This window comes from Corticibacter populi, assembly GCF_004217315.1.
GTDB classification, from domain to species: domain Bacteria; phylum Pseudomonadota; class Gammaproteobacteria; order Burkholderiales; family Burkholderiaceae_C; genus Lampropedia; species Lampropedia populi.
On record NZ_SGWR01000005.1, the window covers coordinates 219,161 to 239,441 of the forward strand.

16 protein-coding genes, 2 tRNA genes and 1 pseudogene are annotated in these 20,281 nt (G+C 66.0%); 9 read left to right on the forward strand and 10 right to left on the reverse strand.

Annotated elements, in window-relative coordinates:
* The first annotated feature begins 23 nt into the window (after positions 1–23).
* The 3 genes and pseudogenes from EV687_RS17500 to EV687_RS19315 all read left to right on the forward strand — a co-directional run.
* Complete coding sequence (locus tag EV687_RS17500; protein WP_122231584.1) at positions 24–488, forward strand: (2Fe-2S)-binding protein; 465 nt, start codon at positions 24–26, stop codon at positions 486–488.
* Complete coding sequence (locus tag EV687_RS17505; RefSeq protein WP_122231586.1) at positions 485–2,629, forward strand: xanthine dehydrogenase family protein molybdopterin-binding subunit; 2,145 nt, start codon at positions 485–487, stop codon at positions 2,627–2,629. Before EV687_RS17500 ends, EV687_RS17505 begins: the two co-directional genes overlap by 4 nt.
* Positions 2,630–2,654: 25 nt before the next feature.
* Positions 2,655–3,192 (forward strand): annotated as a pseudogene (locus EV687_RS19315) (LysR family transcriptional regulator); the annotation flags it as partial.
* A 56-nt stretch (positions 3,193–3,248) separates the two neighbouring features.
* Here the strand turns inward: EV687_RS19315 and adk are convergent.
* The 3 genes from adk to EV687_RS17525 all read right to left on the reverse strand — a co-directional run bounded on the left by adk (position 3,249) and on the right by EV687_RS17525 (position 5,090).
* A complete protein-coding gene (adk, locus tag EV687_RS17515; RefSeq protein ID WP_122231588.1) occupies positions 3,249–3,905 on the reverse strand; it encodes an adenylate kinase in 657 nt (218 codons plus the stop codon).
* A 169-nt stretch (positions 3,906–4,074) separates the two neighbouring features.
* Positions 4,075–4,911 (reverse strand): 3-deoxy-manno-octulosonate cytidylyltransferase, encoded by an 837-nt coding sequence (gene kdsB / locus EV687_RS17520; RefSeq protein ID WP_122231590.1) that lies wholly within the window; start codon positions 4,909–4,911, stop codon positions 4,075–4,077.
* On the reverse strand, positions 4,908–5,090 hold the full coding sequence (locus EV687_RS17525; protein ID WP_122231592.1) for a Trm112 family protein: 183 nt from the start codon (positions 5,088–5,090) through the stop codon (positions 4,908–4,910). The genes kdsB and EV687_RS17525 overlap by 4 nt, the downstream gene beginning before the upstream one ends.
* A gap of 153 nt (positions 5,091–5,243) precedes the next feature.
* Between EV687_RS17525 and EV687_RS17530 the strand changes: the two genes are divergently transcribed.
* On the forward strand, positions 5,244–7,115 hold the full coding sequence (locus tag EV687_RS17530; RefSeq protein ID WP_122231594.1) for a gamma-glutamyltransferase family protein: 1,872 nt from the start codon (positions 5,244–5,246) through the stop codon (positions 7,113–7,115).
* 65 nt (positions 7,116–7,180) lie between these two features.
* Here EV687_RS17530 and EV687_RS17535 read toward each other — a convergent pair whose 3' ends face one another.
* The 7 genes from EV687_RS17535 to uvrC form a co-directional block, all read right to left on the reverse strand.
* Positions 7,181–7,582: a hypothetical protein gene (locus EV687_RS17535; protein WP_130466549.1), complete on the reverse strand. Its 402-nt coding sequence runs from the start codon at positions 7,580–7,582 to the stop codon at positions 7,181–7,183.
* Between the two features lie 219 nt (positions 7,583–7,801).
* Positions 7,802–7,877 (reverse strand) — tRNA-His (locus EV687_RS17540).
* 28 nt (positions 7,878–7,905) lie between these two features.
* Positions 7,906–9,819, reverse strand: coding sequence for a peptidylprolyl isomerase (locus EV687_RS17545; protein WP_162846672.1), 1,914 nt, complete (start codon positions 9,817–9,819; stop codon positions 7,906–7,908).
* Positions 9,820–9,984: 165 nt separating this feature from the next.
* Positions 9,985–10,060: transfer RNA gene (locus tag EV687_RS17550), tRNA-Val, on the reverse strand.
* A gap of 13 nt (positions 10,061–10,073) precedes the next feature.
* On the reverse strand, positions 10,074–10,346 hold the full coding sequence (locus EV687_RS17555; RefSeq protein WP_122231600.1) for an HU family DNA-binding protein: 273 nt from the start codon (positions 10,344–10,346) through the stop codon (positions 10,074–10,076).
* 203 nt (positions 10,347–10,549) lie between these two features.
* The gene (gene pgsA / locus EV687_RS17560; protein WP_122231602.1) at positions 10,550–11,119 is read right to left on the reverse strand and encodes a CDP-diacylglycerol--glycerol-3-phosphate 3-phosphatidyltransferase; all 570 of its coding nucleotides are present in this window, start codon (positions 11,117–11,119) and stop codon (positions 10,550–10,552) included.
* Positions 11,120–11,308: 189 nt separating this feature from the next.
* On the reverse strand, positions 11,309–13,447 hold the full coding sequence (uvrC, locus tag EV687_RS17565) for an excinuclease ABC subunit UvrC (RefSeq protein WP_122231604.1): 2,139 nt from the start codon (positions 13,445–13,447) through the stop codon (positions 11,309–11,311).
* Between the two features lie 20 nt (positions 13,448–13,467).
* On the opposite strand from uvrC, the gene earP reads away from it, so the two are divergent.
* The 5 genes from earP to EV687_RS17590 all read left to right on the forward strand — a co-directional run bounded on the left by earP (position 13,468) and on the right by EV687_RS17590 (position 20,101).
* Positions 13,468–14,778 carry an elongation factor P maturation arginine rhamnosyltransferase EarP gene (gene earP / locus EV687_RS17570; RefSeq protein ID WP_122231606.1) on the forward strand — a complete coding sequence of 437 codons (1,311 nt, stop codon included), beginning with the start codon at positions 13,468–13,470 and terminating at the stop codon, positions 14,776–14,778.
* A gap of 282 nt (positions 14,779–15,060) precedes the next feature.
* Positions 15,061–15,615, forward strand: coding sequence for an elongation factor P (gene efp, locus EV687_RS17575; protein WP_122231608.1), 555 nt, complete (start codon positions 15,061–15,063; stop codon positions 15,613–15,615).
* 225 nt (positions 15,616–15,840) lie between these two features.
* On the forward strand, positions 15,841–17,184 hold the full coding sequence (gene gdhA, locus EV687_RS17580; RefSeq protein WP_122231710.1) for an NADP-specific glutamate dehydrogenase: 1,344 nt from the start codon (positions 15,841–15,843) through the stop codon (positions 17,182–17,184).
* A 59-nt stretch (positions 17,185–17,243) separates the two neighbouring features.
* The gene (miaA, locus tag EV687_RS17585) at positions 17,244–18,242 is read left to right on the forward strand and encodes a tRNA (adenosine(37)-N6)-dimethylallyltransferase MiaA (RefSeq protein ID WP_242612710.1); all 999 of its coding nucleotides are present in this window, start codon (positions 17,244–17,246) and stop codon (positions 18,240–18,242) included.
* 206 nt (positions 18,243–18,448) lie between these two features.
* Entirely contained in the window at positions 18,449–20,101 is a 1,653-nt protein-coding gene (locus tag EV687_RS17590) for a glycerol-3-phosphate dehydrogenase/oxidase (protein WP_122231712.1), read from the forward strand.
* The last annotated feature ends 180 nt before the right edge of the window (positions 20,102–20,281 follow it).

Genomic DNA, 20,281 nt, shown 5'->3' on the forward strand with positions numbered 1-20,281 from the left:
GTTATCAGAAGGAGGTACGCACCATGCCGACCCGCATTCACGTCAATGGCCGCGAGGCCGTCGTCGATGCGGCGCTCGATACGCCGCTGCTCTACGTGCTGCGCAACGACCTGCAACTCAACGGCGCCAAGTACGGCTGCGGCGCGGCTCAGTGCGGCGCCTGCAAGATCATCCTCGATGGCCGCGACGTTCCATCCTGCGTAGTGCCGCTGTCGGCCGCCGTTGGCCTGCGCATCGAAACGGTCGAAGGGCTGGCCAGGAATGGCCGGTTGCACCCGGTGCAGCAGGCATTCATCGACGAACAGGCCGCGCAGTGCGGCTACTGCACGGCAGGCATGGTGATCGCCGCCAAGGCATTGCTCGACCGCAGCCCGCGGCCCGACGAAGGCGACATCCGCGAGGCGATGGCCGCACACCTGTGCCGTTGCGGCACCTATCACCGCATCATCCGTGCCGTGCAGCGCGCTGCGGCAAGGATGACGCCATGAGCGCCAGCCGGTCGCGCCGCGCATTTCTAAGCAGCACCGGTGCGCTGGTCGTGCTTATCCTGGCGCCGGCCTGCCGTCGCACGGACGGCGCGCAAGCCATGCCGTCGCAGGCCCTCAATGACCGTATCGAAGTGAACGGCGACGGCACGGTACGGCTGCATCTTGGCCGCATTGAGATGGGCCAGGGGCTCTACGCCGCCGTGATTCAGCTTGCGGCCGAGGAACTCGACCTGGATATGGCTCGCATCCAGGTGGCACCCGTCGATACCGCCAGCGCGCCCGACGAGGGTTTCACCGATTCCAGTGCGTCGATGCGCGGCGCCGGTATGGCCGTTCGCCGCGCCGCTGCCGACGCGCGGGCCGTGCTGCTGGCATTGGCAGCGCAGCGATGGCGCGTACCCGCTGCCAGCCTGCGCGTTGAGGATGGCACGGTGCGAACCGAAGATGGCCGCAATACCGACTATTGGCAGTTGCTGGCCGGCGTCCGGACATTGCCGTCAGCACACGGCACACTCAAGCGTCCAAACGAGTACCGTCTGCTGGGCCGCCCGGCTCCGCGTCCTGATCTTCCGGCCAAGGTAAGGGGGGCGCCCGCCTTTGTGCAGGATCTTCGCCTGTCCGGCATGCTGCATGCGCGCGTACTGCGCCCACCCAGCCCCGGTGCCGTATTGCGCCGTGCCGATCTGGCTGCGGCACAAGCATGTCCGGGCGTGCAGCAGGTATTGCGCAATGGCAGTTTCCTGGCAGTGGTGGCGCAGCGCGAGGAACAGGCCATCGCCGCGTTGGAAACGCTGCGCGCCTCGTGCGTATGGAGCGAACCGGCGAGCTTGCCCGAACCGCAGGACTTGTACGCCTATCTGCGCCGGGAAGCCGGCCTGCCCGAACCCAAACCCGAATCCAGGCACTTGTCCCGAGAGCGGCGGCTCACGGCGACTTACGAAGTGCCGTACCGTATGCACGGCTCGATCGGGCCAAGCTGCGCGGTGGCGCAGTTCAACCAGGGACAGCTTACCGTCTGGACGCATGCCCAGGGTGTTTTTCCGCTGCGCTCATCTCTGGCTGGACTCGTGGATTTGCCTGCGCGCGCCATTCGCTGCATTCATCTCGAAGGCTCCGGATGCTATGGCCACAATGGCGCTGACGATGCAGCCGCCGACGCCGCCTTGATCGCACGTGCTCTGCCGGGCGTGCCGGTGCGCGTTCAGTGGTCACGAGAAGACGAACACCGCTGGGAGCCCTATGGCCCGGCGATGGTGATGCGCCTGGAAGGCTCGGTCGATGAGCTTGGACGCATCGCTCAATGGCGGCATGTGGTTGCCAGCCCCACACATTCGTCCCGCCCTGGTGGCGCACAGCGCCTGCTGGCAGCCCGGCATCTCGATCCGCCGATCGCGCCGGGGTTTCTCGACAGCCTGACGACCTGGGCTGGCGGCGGAAGTTACAACGCACAGCCCTACTATCGCGTTCCGGCCATGGTGGACAACCGTTTCGTGCGCCGGGCGCCGCTGCGTTCCTCGGCGCTGCGCAGCCTGGGCGCTTACGCCAACGTGTTCGCCATCGAGAGCTTCATGGACGAACTGGCGGCACTGGCAAGCGTCGATCCCGTCGCGTTTCGCCTCGCGCACTTGGACGATCCGAGAGCCACGAGCGTACTGCGGCTGGCCGCCCAACGTTTCGGCTGGCGCGCAGACAGATCGCCAGCAGTGGGGCAAGGGGTCGGGTTTGCCCGTCTCAACGGATACGGCGCCTATGTCGCGGTCTGTGTTCAAGCCGTGCATAACGAGAGGGAACAGCCGCGCATCACCCGCATGGTGGCCGCTGTTGACTGCGGCGAACTCGTCAATCCCGATTCGGTACGCAATCAGATCGAAGGCGGTCTGGTACAGGCCGCAAGCTGGACGTTGTATGAGCAGGTCGGGTTCGATCAGACCCGCATTACCAGCACCGACTGGAGCAGTTATCCCATCCTGCGATTCGGGGACTCGCCGCAGGTAGAAGTTCACCTGATCGACCAGCCAGGCCAAGCCTATCTCGGCCTTGGGGAAGCCGCGCAAGGCCCGGGTGGCGCAGCGGTGGCCAACGCCGTCGCAATGCTGCGTGGTTATCGCACCAGGACATTGCCACTGGTGCGGTCGCCATGAAGGGCGGGACATCGGGAGATGTGGTGTGGAACGGCGTCATTTGCGCTGCTTCCTGGCCGTAGCCGAAGAACGCCACTTCGCTCGCGCCGCCGAGCGGCTGCACATCGAACAGTCGTCCTTGTCGCGCGCCATCAAGGAACTGGAAGAAGACCTGGGCATGCGGCTATTCATCTGCATCGCGCGCAGCGCCTGCCTGGCGCGCGTCGGGCAAATGTTCCTGGGGCACGTCCTGCGCATCTTCATCACCTTGCAGCAGGCCCGCGAGAGCGTCAAAGCAGCTGCGGCCGGTCAGGGCGGCCAATCACATGTTGCCCATCTCCGATGGCCTCACACCGTCGCGCCCATGCGCTTTCCTGGTGCAGTGCCGCGAGGATGGCCCCGAGGCCGATCCACGAGGCCGATGCGATCCGCTGGTGGTGTCCGTGCCCTTGCGCCATCTTCTCCTGCTGACTCACAAGCGTGTCCCGCCGGAGGAAGTGTCGCGCTATCCGCTGGTGATGTGTGATCCGCGCATCTGCAAGGGCTACTGCTGCGAAATCGCGCGCGTACTTCGCACCGTGGATGAAATGAAAAAGGCCGCGTCGTGACGCGGCCATGGAGACGTGGCGATGCCAGTGGCTCAGGAAGCCAGTGCGTCGAAGACACGCTGGGTGATCTCGTCGACCGAGCCGACCCCCGAGACCTTGCGGTACTTGGGTGCCTTGGCCGGCTCCTGCGCGGCCCATTGCGAATAGTAGTCGACCAGCGGGCGCGTCTGCGCATCATAGACTTCCAGGCGCTTCTTGACGGTCTCTTCCTTGTCGTCGTCGCGGTGGATCAACGGCTCGCCGGTGACGTCGTCGAGGCCCTCGACCTTGGGCGGGTTGAAGCGCACATGGTAGGTGCGGCCACTGCCCGGATGCTGGCGGCGGCCGGTGGCGCGCTCGAGGATGTGCTCGAATGGCACGTCGATCTCGACCACGTAGTCGAGCGGCACGTCCGCATCCTTGAGCGCATCGGCCTGCGGAATGGTGCGTGGAAAGCCATCGAACAGGAAGCCGCCCGCGCAGTCGGGTTGCGTGATGCGTTCCTTGACCAGGCCGATGATGATGTCGTCACTGACGAGCTGGCCGGCGTCCATGACGGCCTTGGCCTGCAGCCCCAGCGGCGTGCCGGCCTTGACGGCGGCGCGCAACATGTCACCGGTGGAAATCTGTGGAATGCCGAATTTTTCCGTGATGAATGCGGCCTGGGTTCCTTTTCCGGCACCTGGCGCACCGAGCAGAATCAATCTCATGGATGTCCTCAAATTCTTTGTTGTGGATGAAAGCGCGCCAGCCAGACGGTGCCGTCGGCACCATGGTTTGCAGTGCGCCCGCGGCTGCTTGGCCAGGGCCGTGCATGCGCGGTCTTTCAGACCGTCGCAAGAATAGCATGCAGTGGCCGCCTTGGTGCCTTGAGCCGCCTTATTTGTGTTGCGTGCGCGGCTGTGCGGCAACAAGCGCCAGCGCGTGCTGGCGAGCCCGCTCCAGGTCGGCCTGGGTATCGACCCCCGGCAAGGGCGCGGCCGTGCTGACGTGCACTGCAATGCGGTGTCCATGCCAGAGCACACGCAATTGTTCCAGCGATTCGGTTTGCTCGGTTGGCGCCGCCGTCAGGGCGGGGAACGTGCGAAGAAAGCCGGCGCGGTAGCTGTAGATGCCGATGTGCCGCAGCGGGGCATGCCATGCGGTTGCGCCCGGTGCTGACGCGTCATGCCACCAGTCGGGCTGACGGGCATCGCGGCAGCAGGGAATGGGGGCGCGGCTGAAGTACTGGGCCTGCTGCTGGCCGTTGAGCACCAGCTTGACCACGTTGGGATTCTGGAAGTCCGCGGCGTCATCGATGGCATGCGCGGCCGTGCCCATCACCGCATCGGGCTGGGCGGCCAGCAGCGCCGCGGTGGCATCGATGAGGGCCGGCTCGATGAAAGGCTCGTCGCCTTGCACGTTGACGACGATGGCCTGGTCATCGAGACCGAGCAGTTCCACCGCCTCGGCCAGCCGGTCGCTGCCGCTCGGGTGGTCGGCGCGGGTGCGCAGGCAGCGCACCCGGTGCTCCGCGCAGGCTTGCTCGATGCGGGCATCGTCGGCGGCCACGACGACCTGGGTGGCATGGCTTCGCTCGGCCTGGCGAGCCACCCGCACGACCATCGGCAGGCCGCCGATGTCGGCCAGTGGCTTGTCCGGCAGGCGGCTCGACGCCATGCGGGCCGGAATCAGCACCGTGAAAGCTGCCGCCGGGGAGCGGCTGGGGATGGTCATTGGGCGAGTTCTTCGTCGGTCAGGGGACGGGCCTCGTTCTCGAGCAGGACGGGAATGCCGTCGCGCACCGGATAGGCCAGGCGCGCGCTGCGCGAGACCAGCTCCTGGCGCTTGCGGTCCAGGCTGAGCGGGCCCTTGGTGACCGGGCAAACCAGCAGTTCCAGCAGCTTGCTGTCCATGGCGGTGATCCTTATGCTTGTGGGGTTCGAATGGAAAACGCAATGATACGGGATGGGCACGGCCCTGCCGGCATGCGCCGCCCCGATCGTTCCGGTCGCATTCGCTCCACCGGACTCTTCCTCCGCCTGACCCTGCATCAAGGAGTACGCCCCATGCATCACCCCATCCCTTCATGGCGCGCCCAGGGCGCCGCCTGCGCCATCTGGCTGCTGGCCGCCACATTGGCTGGCTGCGCGTCCTGGTTGCCGGACGGAGCCTCCCAGGGCAGGGCGACGAATTTCCAGTACCAGATACCCACGCAGCCCGAGGTGGCTACCGGGCGCAGCGAGAAACCCGGCTGGGTGACCCAATCCTTTGCGGTGGCTGCGGCCAACCCGCTGGCCACCGATGCCGGCTATCAGGTGCTCAAGGCAGGCGGCAGCGCGGTGGATGCGGCCATTGCCGTGCAAATGGTGTTGACGCTGGTGGAGCCCCAATCGAGCGGTATTGGTGGCGGGGCCTTTCTGCTGTTTGGCAATGACGCCGTGGTGCAGGCCTACGACGGGCGCGAGACGGCACCCGTTGCAGTTGGCGAGGACTTGTTCCTGCAGCCTGATGGTGGGCCCATGTCTTTCGAGCAAGCCGTGGTTGGCGGCCGTTCGGTCGGCACGCCGGGCGTGGTGCGCATGCTGGAGCTGGCGCACCGCGAGCATGGCCAGCTACCCTGGGCGCAACTGATCGAACCGGCCATCGCGTTGGCCGAGCAGGGCTTCGCCGTCAGCCCGCGTTTGCACCAGATGCTGGCGGGGGAGACGGCGCTGCGGCAGGACCCGGAGGCACGCCGGTATTTCTACGACGCCAAAGGCCAACCATGGCCGGTCGGGCATGTGCTGAAGAATCCCGCGCTGGCGGAGGTGTTGCGCCGCATCGCCCGTGAGGGCGCACAGGTCATGCATGAAGGGGAGCTTGCCGAGGCCATGGTGCAGAAGGTGCGTTCCCATCCCGCCAATCCGGGGCTACTCAGCCTGGCCGATCTGGCCGGCTATCAGCCTCAAAAGCGTGAGCCGCTGTGTCACGACCATGTGACGGCCCAGCAGATCGCCTATGTCATCTGCGGCTTTCCGCCGCCAAGCTCCGGTGCGCTGGCGATCGGGCAGATCCTTGGCATTCTGCAGCACACACCGGCGGCCGGGCTGCCGCTGGTCGATGGCCTGCCCTCCGCCGACTGGCTGTATGCCTACGGCGAGGCGGCGCGCCTGGCCTTTGCCGACCGTGCCCAGTATGTGGCCGACCCTGACTTCGTGGTGCCACCGGGGGGCAGCTGGCACAGCCTGCTCGATGGTGCTTACCTGCGCCAGCGGGCCGGCCTTGTTGGCACCACCAGCATGGGGAGCGCGCTGCCCGGTGTGCCGCCGGGGCCGGCTGCACCGCAGGCCTTCGCGCCCATGGCGGAGCAACCCGAATATGGCACCAGCCACATCAGCGTCGTTGATGGCCAGGGCAATGCCGTGGCGATGACTACCACCATCGAAGCACAGTTCGGCGCACGTCAGATGGTGCACGGTTTTCTGCTCAACAACGAACTGACGGACTTCAGCTTTGCGCCACGCGACGCCGAAGGCCGGCCGGTGGCCAACCGCGTGGAACCGGGCAAGCGCCCGCGCTCTTCAATGGCGCCGACGCTGGTGTATGCCCGCAATTCCGATGGCAGCCGTGGTGCGTTGCTGGCCAGCCTGGGTAGCCCTGGCGGGGCGTTGATCATCCACTACACCGCCAAGACCTTGTATGGCGTGCTCGATTGGGGCCTGACACCCCAGCAGGCCATTGACCTGCCCAATTTCGGTTCGCTCAATGGACCCACCTTGCTTGAGGCTGGAATGTTCCCGGCTCCTCTGGTCGAGCAGCTCAAGACCCGAGGCTCCGAGGTGCGGGAAGTGGACATGACCAGCGGTCTGCAGGCCATCACGCAGGGCGTGGCCCATGGCCGCAAGCTGTGGTTTGGTGGAGCCGACCCCCGGCGGGAAGGAATTGTGATGGGGGATTGAGGCTGGTGCGCTCCCGCTTGGTGTGGCGCTTAGAGCCTGTTCATGAGGCGATCGTGGGCAGGTTCCTAGGGCTGCCTGCCTGCAGGAGTCTCGGGCGGCAGCGTGACGGTGTCCTCGCGCCACAGGCCGCCGCCCATGACACTGCCACTGGCCCTTGCATTGCCGGTACCCAGCACACGTGCTTCACAGGCGCTGCGGTCGGCGGAGCCGGCGGCATGCACGGCGCAGCGCTTGAGCGCATTCTCTGTGAAGGTGTCGGCGTTGGCGCCGTGCGGGTCGATGGGCGCGGTGCGCTGCACGGTGGCCATTTCGCGGCGACAGGCGGTGCGGTCCTGTTCGCCGTCTTCACAGACTGACTGGGACTGGCCGGTGCCACTGCGTTGCTGCGCATGGGCTACAGGCGCGGAGGCAATGAGCAGTGCCGCCATCGTGAGTGCCAGTGTGGCTCCGGTGGGTTTGGCTTGCATGGATGTGCTCCTTTGCTCGAAAACGATGAAGGAATGCTCAGTGTAGGCCGATCGGCTGCCCATGCTTGTAGGACGGGATGGTCAGGGCAAGGCGCGATGGCGCGGCCGACTGGCTGCTGCTGCGTTGGCGTGGCAGAGAAAGCGGCGCCTGATGATCCCCTGCGTACCCCCAGAAAACAGAAAAGGCCCCGGAGGGCCTTGATTCTGCTGGATATTCGGTGGGGTGGCTGATGGGACTCGAACCCACGACGACCAGAATCACAATCTGGGACTCTACCAACTGAGCTACAGCCACCGGAGAATTCGAAATTATAGCGGATAAATCAGCCACCAATCGGATTCGGTACGCGAATCTGGACCTTGTATTGCTGTTTCAGCACTTCGTAGTAAGCCTCGAGTTCGGCCACGGCCTGCATCTGGGCAATCTGCTGCTCATAGGCGCTGGTCAGGCGGGCCTGTTCCTGCGCTGGCATGTCGGGGTTCTCCAGCGGCGCGATGGCCGTGACCTTGACGATCAGGTAGCTGCCGTCGAATTGCACAAAGCCCAGGAACTGCGGCAGCGCATCGGTCGGGGTGGCCATGACCTGGCGCAGGCTGGTTTCATCGAGGCCTTGCGGATTGACGCGCGAGACGGTGACCGATTCGGCCAGTTGGGCGTCGTCCGGGCTGGCTTGCCAGGCCTTGAGCTTGGCCTCGCCGTCGGCCTGCGCCAGCTTGGCGGACTCCTGGGCGCGGAACTGAGCCTCCACCTGTGGCTGCACTTCCTCGAAGGATTGCTGGCGGGCGGGGTGGAACTCGCTGACACGGGCGGTGACGACCTGGCTGCTGCCGGTGTCGACGGCGTCGATGTTGAGCTTTTCCTGGGTGGCGCGGCTGCTGAACAGGGCATCGAGGACGGCCGGGTTCCGCAATGCCTCGGGGGCGCTGGCGGCATTGTCGCGTTCGACGGCCTTGGCAGATTGGATCTGCAGGCCCAGTGCGCCGGCGAGCGGCTCCAGGCTGTCAGGCTGCTCGTGCGCAAGGTTGCGCAGCTGGTCGGCAGCTTCGATGAACTGGGTGTTGGCCAGGTTCCTCTTGACATCCTGTTCGAGGCGCTCGTGGACTTCCTCGAACGACGGGATGTCGGCAGGCTTGATGTCGGTCAGCTCGATGATGTGAAAACCATACTCGGTGGCCACCAGATTGCTGATGGCGCCCTTGCTCATGTTGAAGACGGCATCGTCAAAGGCGCTGACCATTTCACCGCGGCCCATGAAGCCGAGGTCGCCGCCATTGTCCCTGGTGCCGGGATCCTCCGACTCGGCGCGTGCCAGCTCGGCGAAGCGGGCGGGATTCTCGCGCACTTGCGCCAGCAGCGACTCCGCCTTGGCGCGCGCGGCCTCGCGCTCGCTCTCTGACATGCTGGCATCGGAGTTGATCAGGATGTGGCTGGCGCGGCGCTGCTCGGGTGCGCGCGCATAGCCCCCCTTGTTGCTTTCGTAGTACTGGCGCAGCTCGTCCTCGCTGATCTGGATGCTGGGCATGATGCTGTCGAGATCGAGCACCACGTATTCGACGTCGACCTGCTCGGGTTGCTGGAACAGCGCCAGATGGGCCTGGTAGTAGTCCTGCAGGGCCGCTGGCGTGACCTCGACCTTGTCCGCATAGTCGGCAGGCTGCAGGTGCGCGAGCTGCACGTCGCGGCGCTGGAACACGCTGCCAGCCGCGTTGCGGGCCAGGCGCGGCGTGGTCAGCGAGGCTTCCTGGACCACGCCCAGCACCTGCTGGGTGGCGAGCTGGTAGCGCACGTTGGCCTCATAGCTTTCGGGTGAGAGGCCGCTTTGGGCCAGCAGGGCCCGGTAGGCCTCGATGTCCAGGCGTCCGTCGGCACCGCGCAGCGCGGCGATCTCGGGCTGATTCTGCAGCTCGCGCGCCAGCTGGGCATCGCTGACGAGGTAGTGGCGATCCCGGATGGCGGCGTTGATGACCTGATCGCGCACCATGCGCTCGAGCGTGCCGTAGCGCGCCGTCGGCGAATCGAGTTGCTGGACGGGGATGTTGCGGTTGCGGTCGGCCCATTGGCGGTGGGCGAAATCCCAGTCGGCCTGCGTGATGTCTTGGCCGGCCACGCGCGCCACCACCGGGCTGCGCTGGGTCAGAAAGCTTGTGTCCACGCCAACGAAAACAAAGGCAAAGATCACCAGTGGAAAGAAGATGATCATGACCACCGTGAGGTGCTTGCGGATGAATTCAAACATGCTTGCCTGCAGGAGATAGAGTGAAGCCACGCGCGTCACCCGGAGGGAACGCGCCTGCATGGGGGCTAGCGCATCGATGTGCGCATAAGCAAAAGGGCGATCCCGGAAGGTCGCCCTTTGTCATTGCCTGCCCTGGTCTTGCCCGGATGATCGGGCTGGATCGGTTGGTGGGTGCTAACGGGGTCGAACCGCTGACCTACGCCTTGTAAGGGCGCCGCTCTACCAACTGAGCTAAGCACCCAACCTGGAAACGGTTATTTTACAGCGTCCTTGAGGGCCTTGCCGGCACGGAACTTGGGCACCTTGGCAGCCTTGATCTTGATTTCGGCGCCGGTCTGCGGATTGCGGCCCTTGCGGGCGGCGCGCTTGGAGACCTCGAAGGTGCCAAAGCCGATCACGGAGACGGCACCGCCCTTCTTGAGGGTGGTCTTGATGGCGCCGATGGTGGCCTCGAGCGCGCGTGCGGCGGCGGCCTTGGAGATGTCTGCGTTGGCTGCGATGTGTTCGACAAGTTCTGTTTTGTTCACGATGTGCCTCTCTCAAAGAAATGGATGCCAAGCATTTCAGTACCGGCATGTTAGGCGAGCAACTGTATCACCAAACCCACGCCGCAAATGGCCCGGCAGCGGAAATAAACACGGCCCGAATCCAAAGCGTCCATTAAATAGCGGCTCGGGAGGCGCTGTCAAGGATTCGCGGGTTTCGCTTATCCGGGCAGTGCCAGGCTGGCTCAATGGCCGACCCTGGCGCGGATTTCCGGCATGGCCTGCCGCATGTAATAGACCATCGACGCGATGGTCAGCACGGCTGCGATCCACAGCAACACCAGGCCGATATGGGCAGTGTGGAACAGCGTGCCGATCGGCCCGTCATAGAGCAGGAACGGGATGGCCACCATTTGCGCGGTGGTCTTGAGCTTGCCGATCATGTGCACGGCCACGCTTCTGGAGGCGCCGATCTGCGCCATCCATTCGCGCAGCGCCGAGATGGCAATCTCGCGGCCGATGATGATGAGCGCCACGAACACGTCGATGCGCTGCAGGTGCACCAGCAGCAGCAGGGTGGCGCAGACCAGGAACTTGTCGGCCACCGGATCGAGGAAGGCGCCGAATGCGGAGGTTTGCCCGAGCTTGCGGGCCAGATAGCCGTCGAGCCAGTCGGTGATCGCAAAGGCAATGAACAGCAGCGTGGCGATGATGTTGGCCTGGGAGGTGCCCAGAGGCAGGTAGAAGACCAGCACGATCACCGGAATGGCAATGATGCGGCTCCAGGTCAGCAGGGTGGGAATGGTGAAGAACATGGTGGTGCCAAAGCCGCCCGGGCGGGGCAGCGGTGCGCCGGCCGCTGAGAAGAAACTGACGGAACGGACAGGAAGTGGAGAGCGGGGACGAAAGGACGGCCGGTCGATTGTCGGGGTCTGTGCAGTGCACATTATCGGCGCTATCGCCGCGTTGCGGCGGCGGTGGGTGCAACCAGGTGTTCCGCCTGCTCAATGCAGGGCACGGTAGATGCTGGCGGCCAGTTCATGGGAGACTCCCTCGACCGAGGCCAGGTCATCCACGCTGGCATCGGCCACGCCCTGGATGCCGCCAAAGCGTTGCAGCAGGCGCGCCCGCCGCTTGGGGCCGATGCCGGCAATGTCTTCGAGGCGGCTGGCGCCGGTGCGGATCTTGGCGCGCTGGGCCCGCATGCCGGTGATGGCGAAGCGGTGGGCCTCGTCGCGTATTTGCGCCACCAGCATCAGCGCGGCGCTGTCATGGGGCAGGCTGGCCTTGGGGCGCCCATCGGCGAAGACCAGCTCTTCCAGGCCGACCTTGCGCCCCTCGCCCTTCTCGACGCCCACCAGCAGGCCGATGTCGAGGCCGAGTTGTTCGAAGATTTCGCGCGCGGCGGAGATCTGCCCCTTGCCGCCGTCGATGAGGACGAGGTCGGGCATGCGCAGCGCGCTGCGCTGCAGGGGCTGTGCCTGGTTCGGCTCAGCGCCCGCGCCGGGTTCCCCGCTCGTCGGAGGCGGCACCGGGTCGTCTGCCGCGGTTGTCACTGTGGCAGTTGCGGCGGCTTCCCGCGCCTGCATGGCCTCGACCAGCTTGCCATAGCGGCGCAGCAGCACCTGGCGCATGGCCTCGTAGTCGTCGCCGCCGGTGATGCCGCGGATGTTGTAGCGGCGGTATTCGCCGCTTTGCATCCGGTGGTGCTGGAACACCACGCAGGAGGCCTGCGTGGCTTCGCCGGCGGTGTGCGAGATGTCGAAGCATTCGATGCGCCAGTCGTCCAGCGCCGCATCGTCGAGGTCGAGCCGCAGGGCCTTGGCCAGCGCCTGGGTGCGGGCCTTCTGCGAGCCCTCCTCGGAGAGCAGCCGGGCCAGTTGCAGCCGGGCATTGTGCTGTGCCATTTCCAGCCACACGCGGCGCTGTTCGCGCGGCTGGTGGATGCAGCGTACGCTGCGCCCGCAATGCTCGGACAGCAGCTCGACCAGGCCCGGCTCGACCCGGCTGCTGGTGATGATCAGCGGCGGTGGCGGGTAGTGCAGGTAATGCTGCGCCATGAAGGCCTCCAGCACCAGTTGGCGGGCCTGTTCGGGCAGCCGCTCGGGGGCTGCCGCATCCTGTGCGGGCGTGGCCGCCGCACTGGTGGCATCGACGGGGTCCTCTCCGGCTTCATCGCTCTCTTCGGCATCCATGCCACCGGCGGCATGCACCCCGAGGGCCGCGTCGATCTGGCTGGGAAAGTAGGGGCGGTCGCCCAGGTGGCGGCCGCCGCGCACCATGGCCAGGTTGACGCAGGCCTTGCCGCCCTGGATGTGCACGGCAATGATGTCGGCATCGCTGTCGCCGGAGGTGTCCACGGCCTGCTGGTGCAGCACTTGCGAGAGCGAGGCGATGCGGTCGCGCACCTGCGCGGCCTGCTCATACTCCATCGCCTCGGCATGCTGCATCATGCGGGCCTCCAGTTTGCGCAGCAGGCCATCGGTCTGGCCGCGCAGCAACGCCTTGGCTTCTTCCACGTCGCTCTGGTAGCCGGCCTCGCTGATGAAGCCCACGCAAGGGGCGGTGCAGCGCTTGATCTGGTAGAGCAGGCAGGGGCGGGTGCGGTTGTTGAACACCGTGTCTTCGCAGGTGCGCAACAGGAAGACGCGCTGCAGCAGCTGGATGGTTTCCTTGACGGCCCAGGCATTGGGGTAGGGACCAAAGTAGTCGTGCCGCCGGTCGGTGCCGCCGCGGTAATAGCTGATGCGCGGATAATGCGCAGCCTGAACGGCGTCGGTCTCCGCGCCTCCAGGGCGGTGGGCGGCGTGCGCCGAAATCTTCAGATAGGGGTAGCTCTTGTCGTCCCGGAACAGGATGTTATAGCGGGGGTGCTGGGTCTTGATGAGGTTGTTTTCCAGCAGCAGCGCCTCGGCCTCGGAGCGCACCACGGTGGTCTCCAGGCGCCGGATCTTCGAGACCATGTGGCCGACGCGTGTGCCATCGTGGTTTTTCTGGAAGTAGCTGGAGACGCGCTTCTTCAGGTTCTTGGCCTTGCCGACATACAGCAACTGTCCGTTCTCGTCGAAATAGCGGTAGACACCGGGCAGGCCTGGCAGCGAGGCCACCTGCTGCAGCAGGATCAGGAGGGAGGATTCGTCCATCGGGGAAGGAACCGGTTCGGATGTCAAAAGGCCGGCGCAGGAGTGGTGGGCAATGGCTGGAAGGAGGGCGCGTGCGCTGGGACGTATTTTGTCAGGTCATCGATAACTATGGGGATGCCGGTGTTTGCTGGCGGCTGGCTTGCGATCTGGCCGCACGGGGCCAGACGGTGCGCCTGTGGGTGGATGATGCAACGCCGCTGCAATGGATGGGCGCTGCTGCCGCGACGGCTGATGGCGGGGCCCATTTCGATGCCGGTGCTGGCCGCGTTGAGGTGCTGCCCTGGCGCCGCGCGCAGGAGGGCGGTGCCGCTTTGCAGGCACTGGGGCCACCGGAGGTGCTGATCGAGGCCTTCGGCTGTGAGATTCCCGAGGCCTATCTGCGCCATCTCGCCAGCCAGCGCCGCGATGGCGGCCCCGGCGCTGCGCCAAGGCGCTGGCCGCGTTGGCTGAATCTGGAATACCTCAGTGCCGAGGCCTATGTCGAACGCATGCATCTGCTCGCGTCGCCGGTGATGTTCGGCCCGGCGGCCGGGCAAACCAAGACCTTCTTCTACCCGGGCTTCACGGAGCGCACCGGCGGCCTGCTGCGCGAGCCGGGTCTGCTGGCGCGGCGCGCACGCTTTGATGTGTCTGCCTGGCGCCGTGCGCGGTTGGCGCAGGCCGGACTGGCACACACCATCGCCGAGCAGGATGCCGAGACGAACAGCCAGGCCCAGTGGATCAGTCTGTTCAGCTACGAGCTGCCCGGCCTGCCCGACTGGCTGCAGGCCTGGGCTGCCAGCCCCCGGCCGGTGCATCTGCTGGCTGCTGCCGGACGGTCCCAGACGCACCTGAAGGCCTGTTGGCAGGCCTTGGGCTGGCCGCAGTGGCAGCGCGCAGAGGGGAATGCAGAGCGTGCGGATGGCGCCGGCCTGGCATGGGGGAGGTCTGGCGCGCTCACGGTGCACGGCCTGCCCTTCATGCCGCAGGCCGCCTTCGACGAACTGCTGTGGGGCTGTGACGCGAACATCGTGCGCGGCGAGGATTCGCTGGTGCGGGCACTGTGGGCCGGAGGGCCTTTTCTCTGGCACATTTATCCGCAGCATGACGATGCCCATCACGCCAAGCTGGCCGCCTTGCTGGACTGGTTGCAGGCACCGCAGGACTGGCGCGACTGCATGTTTGCCTTCAATGGCATTGGCCAGGCGTCGGCGGCCGTGCCGGGCGGGCCGGCTTTCGATCCGCAGGGGCGCTGGCGGGCTGCGCTGCAGGCCGCACAGCAGCGGTTGCTGGCCCGGCCCGACCTGGTGACCCAGTTGATGGCCTGGCTGCAGCGCCATCCATCGCCATAGCGCAAGAGCGCATGGCCCACGGATGGCGCCAGCGATGCTCGCTGCCGCCATTGGAGCGGACCGGCTTTCACCGGGGCCAAATTTGGGGAATCGGTTCCCTGCGGTTAAAATCCGCGCCCAAGCATGCAAGTGCCTTTCGCAAGTGCCTTCGTCAGCTCCGGGACCGCAAGGAACGCTGGAGCGCGTTGATCGCGCCGCACCGGCGCCTTCACCGGCCATGCTGTTCTTTGCCTGTCTCCATTTGCAGCAGGCCTTCGTTTCGCAACACACCACACAGTCTTTATGAAAATCGCGCAAGAAATCCGTGCCGGCAATGTCATCATGCACGGCAAGGATCCGATGATCGTCCTCAAAACCGAATACGCCCGCGGTGGTCGCGGCGCCGCCACGGTGCGCATGAAGCTCAAGGCCCTGCTCTCGAACATGGGCACCGAAGTCGTCTTCAAGGCCGACGACAAGATCGACAACGTGATCCTGGAGAAGAAGGAGTGCACCTATTCCTACTTCGCCGATCCGATGTACGTCTGGATGGATGCCGACTACAACCAGTATGAGGTCGAAGCCTCCAACATGGGCGACGCGCTGAACTACCTCGAAGACGGCATGACCGCCGAAGTGGTGTTCTACGACGGCAAGGCCATCTCGGTCGAACTGCCAACCAGCGTGGAACGCGAAATCACCTGGACCGAGCCGGCCGTCAAGGGCGATACCTCGGGCAAGGTGCTCAAGCCGGCCAAGATCGCCACCGACTTCGAAGTGGCAGTGCCGCTGTTCGTCAGCCAGGGCGACCGCATCGAAATCGATACCCGCACGGGTGAATACCGCAAGCGCGTCTGAGTCGCCGGCGTATTGTTGCATGGCACCTGAATGGTGCATACTTCCGTCTGGCCTGCGCGCCGTACTGGTGCATTTGTTGGACGTTCATTCGAAAAGGCTCCGTATCGCGGAGCTTTTTTTCGCGCCTGCACGGCGGTTTCGAGCCGCCGGATGCAGAACGTGTTCACGGAAATGGGGCAGCAAGGGCCACCGCATGCGTTCTTTCGTTCCTTTCTGGTAATCATCATGTCCGAACTGTCACTGACCCAATTCCTTGGCGATGTCGCCGCCCGCAATCCGCTGCAGCCCGAATTCCACCAGGCTGTCACGGAGGTGTTCGAGAGCCTGTGGCCTTTCATCGCCAAGAATCCGCGCTACGCCGGGCATGGGCTGCTCGAGCGCCTGGTCGAGCCCGAGCGCATCATCATCTTTCGCGTCAGCTGGGTCGACGACAACCATCAGGTGCGCGTCAATCGGGGCTTTCGCATCCAGCACAGCATGGCCATCGGCCCCTACAAGGGCGGCCTGCGCTTTCATCCGTCCGTGAACCTGTCGGTGCTGAAGTTCCTGGCCTTCGAGCAGACCTTCAAGAATGCGCTGACCACGCTGCCGATGGGCGGCGCCAAGGGCGGCTCGGACTTCGATCCCAAAGGCAAGAGCAACGGCGAGATCATGCGCTTCTGCCAGGCCTTTGCCAGCGAGCTGTTCCGCCACGTCGGCGCCGACACCGATGTGCCGGCTGGCGACATCGGCGTAGGCGCGCGCGAGATCGGTTTTCTCTCGGGCTACATCAAGAAGCTGAGCAACCGGGCCGACTGCGTGTTCACCGGCAAGCCGCTGCAGCTGGGCGGTTCGCTGATCCGCCCCGAGGCCACCGGCTACGGCACGGTGTACTTCGCCGAGGAAATGCTGGGTGCGGTCAAGAAGTCGCTGCAGGGCATGAAGGTGGCGATCTCCGGCTCGGGCAATGTGGCGCAGTACGCCATCGAGAAATGCATGGCGCTGGGCGCCGAGGTGGTCACCGCCTCCGACTCCAGCGGTACCGTGTACGACCCGGAAGGCTTCACCCCCGAAAAGCTGGCGATCCTGATGGAGGTCAAGAACCAGCAGTACGGCCGCATCAAGGATTACGCCGAGCGTGTCGGCGCACGCTACCTGGAAGGGCAACGCCCATGGCAGATCCCGGTCGAGGTGGCGCTGCCGTGCGCGACGCAGAACGAACTGGACGAGCAGGATGCGCTGGCGTTGATCAAGAATGGTGCGGTTTGCGTGGCCGAGGGAGCCAACATGCCCGCCACCATGGAGGCGGCCAAGGCCTTCGAGGCCGCTGGCGTGCTGTTCGCGCCCGGCAAGGCCTCCAACGCCGGTGGTGTGGCGACTTCGGGGCTGGAGATGAGTCAGAACGCCGCCCGTCTGGCTTGGCCGCGCCAGGAAGTTGATCGCCGCCTGCTGGAGATCATGCGCGGCATCCATGCTGCCTGTATCGAATATGGTCGCAAGCCCGACGGCAGTGTCAGCTACATCAATGGCGCCAACATCGCCGGCTTCGTCAAGGTGGCCGATGCCATGCTGGCGCAGGGCGTGGTCTGATGGCTGCCTGATGGAGCGGCCGTGGGGATCGTGAACCGAACTCGCAAGGACGTGAAGCAATGAGCGATATGCCGCGCCGCCCGGATGATCTGCGCTTTTTCATCCTCACCGGCCCGACCGCCTGCGGCAAGTCGGCACTGGCACTGGCACTGGCCGAGGCGGTGGCGGCCGAGCGCCCGCTCGAAATCATCAGCGTGGATTCGGCGCTGGTCTATCGTGGCATGGACATTGGCACGGCCAAGCCCAGCGCGGCGGAGCTGGCCCAGGTGCCGCACCACCTGATCGACATCCGCGCGCCGCACCAGCCTTACAGCGCGGCCGAGTTCGTGCGCGACTGCATGGCGCTGGTGGACGCCATCCATGCGCGTGGCGCCTTCCCGCTGCTGGTGGGCGGTACCATGCTCTACATCCACGCGTTGCTCCATGGTCTCGATGCGCTGCCGCAGGCCGATGCCGCGGTGCGCGCGCAACTGGAGGCCGAGGCCGCCACACGTGGCTGGCCCGCCATGCATGCCTGGCTGGCGCAGGTGGATCCGGTCGCCGCGGCGCGTCTGCCACCCAATGACAGCCAGCGCATCCAGCGCGCGCTGGAGGTCTGGCTGGTCAGCGGTCAGCCGATCTCGGCCCTGCAGACCCGTACGCCGCAATCATCGGCCTGGCAAGCCGACTGGTTGCGCACCCACATGCTGTCGCTGGAGCCTGCCTCACGAACCTGGTTGCACGAGCGCATCGGCCGGCGCTTCGAGGCCATGCTCGGGCAAGGCTTTCTGGCCGAGGTCGAGCGGCTGCGCGCCGATCCGCTGCTGCACGCGGAGCTGCCATCCATTCGCAGTGTCGGTTATCGCCAGGCCTGGCAGGCGCTCGATGGCGTTTTCCCCATGGCCGAGCTGTCCGCCCGCGCCGAGGCGGCAACGCGCCAGCTGGCCAAGCGCCAGATCACCTGGCTGCGCGCCATGACCGGCCGCCAGATCGCCGCCAGCGACCAACTCGATGCGGCGCAGCTGCGCGCGCAGGCACTGGCACTGCTGCGCCCGCTGCTGGCCGACAGTCAGCGCTAGCAAGGGAACGTGTGCGGCGCAGGCGCCCACAGGCGCCAAAGCGTAGTATCGTTGCGGCTTGGAACAGGTTCGTCTGAACGCCTGCCGCAGCCTTTGGCTCCACCGCCCGCGCCTGTGGCTGGCGTGCCCGGCTGATGCACGGACCCGGTTCGGCCCATACACCGTCAATACCCGGCGCCGGCATGGACGGCCTGCGCATCGATACCATGAACACGGATTCCTACCACCCCAACCCGGTGCCGGCAGGCCCGGCGCCATTGCCGACCCGGCGCGCGCAACTGCTCTCGCAACTGGCCAATCATCCTGGTTTCGATCTGCTGGTCATCGGTGGCGGCGCCACCGGCCTTGGCGTGGCCGTGGATGCCGTCACGCGAGGCCTCTCGGTGGCATTGGTCGAGGCGCACGATTTCGCCAAGGGCACCTCGTCACGCGCCACCAAGCTGGTGCATGGCGGCGTACGCTACCTGGCCCAGGGCAACATCGGCCTGGTGCGCGAAGCCCTGCACGAACGTGCCAGCCTGCTGGCCAATGCCCCGCATCTGGCGCAGCCACTGCCCTTCGTCATGCCATCGTACAAATTGTGGGAGACGGCGTTCTATGGCGCCGGCCTGCGCGCCTATGACGCGCTGGCCGGCGCGGCCGGACTGGGCGCGACCGAGCTGCTGTCGACCCGCTCAGTGACGGCGCTGCTGCCCAATGTGCAGCGGCATGGACTGCGTGGCGGCGTCAAGTACTGGGATGGCCAGTTTGACGATGCGCGGCTGGCGCTGGCGCTGGCACGCACGGCAGCGCAGCACGGAGCGCTGCTGGCCAATTACTGCCGTGTCGCGTCCGTGATGCACGATGGCCAGGGCCGCGCCTGTGGAGCCACCGTGGTGGATGCCGAGACGCAGCAGCATTTTGCAATCCAGGCGCGCTGTGTCGTCAATGCCACGGGAGTCTGGGTGGATGCGGTGCGCGCGCTCGACGAGCAGGCGGCTGGCCGCAGCGTCGCGCCCATGGTCAGCCCGAGCCAGGGCGCCCACCTGGTGGTCGATCGCCGCTTCTGGCCGTGCGAACATGCGCTGCTGGTGCCCAAGACACACGATGGCCGTGTGCTGTTCGCGGTGCCGTGGCTGGGCAAGGTGATCCTGGGCACCACTGATCATCCCCGCAGCGATCTGCCGCTGGAGCCGCGCCCCCTGGTGCAGGAGTTGCAGTTCATCCTGCAGGAGGCTGGCCGCTACCTGGCCGAAGCGCCGGAACTGAGCGATGTGCTGAGCGCCTGGGCCGGGTTGCGTCCACTGGTGCGGCCGACCGCCGATGCAGGCGGCAACACCAAGGGCATCAGCCGCGAGCACACGGTGCAGACGTCGGCCAGTGGCATGGTCACCGTCACCGGCGGCAAGTGGACCACCTATCGGGCCATGGCGGAGGACGTGATCCGGCACTGCCAGCTGGCCGGCGTGCTGCCGGTCAAGCTGCCGGGCAGCATTACCCGCAACCTGGCACTGGCCGGTGCCGGTGCGCGCGAGGCAGGCCGTCCACAGTTGACGCACAGCCTGGCACTGTCCCAGGGCCTGCAGGCCTATGGAGCCGATGCACCCTGGGTACAGGCCTTGCCGGGCGCCGATGCACCGCTGGCGCCTGACCTGGGCCTGACCGAGGCCATGGTGCGTTTTGCCGTGCGGCATGAATACGCGCGCAGCGTCGAGGATGTGCTGGCGCGCCGCAGCCGCCTGTTGTTCCTCGATGCCCGTCTGGCGGTCCAGGTGGCCCCCCGGGTGGCCGCACTGCTGGAAGAGGAACTCGGCCAGCGGCCGCAAGGCGAGGACTTCGCTGCGCTGGCGGGGCAGTACGCGCTGCAGGACGTGGGCTGAGCCACTGGCCCATTGCCGAACAGCTGCGCGCTGTGAAGAAAGGTGTTGACTGTCCATTTGAAAGTAGTGATAATTGGCGGCTTCACCTTTTTTAGGGTGATTTTCTGCCCAAACGCCGGGCGCGAACAGCGTCCGGTGACGGGTCCAAGACTGACTGTGTGGCGAGGCTTTGCCTCGTTC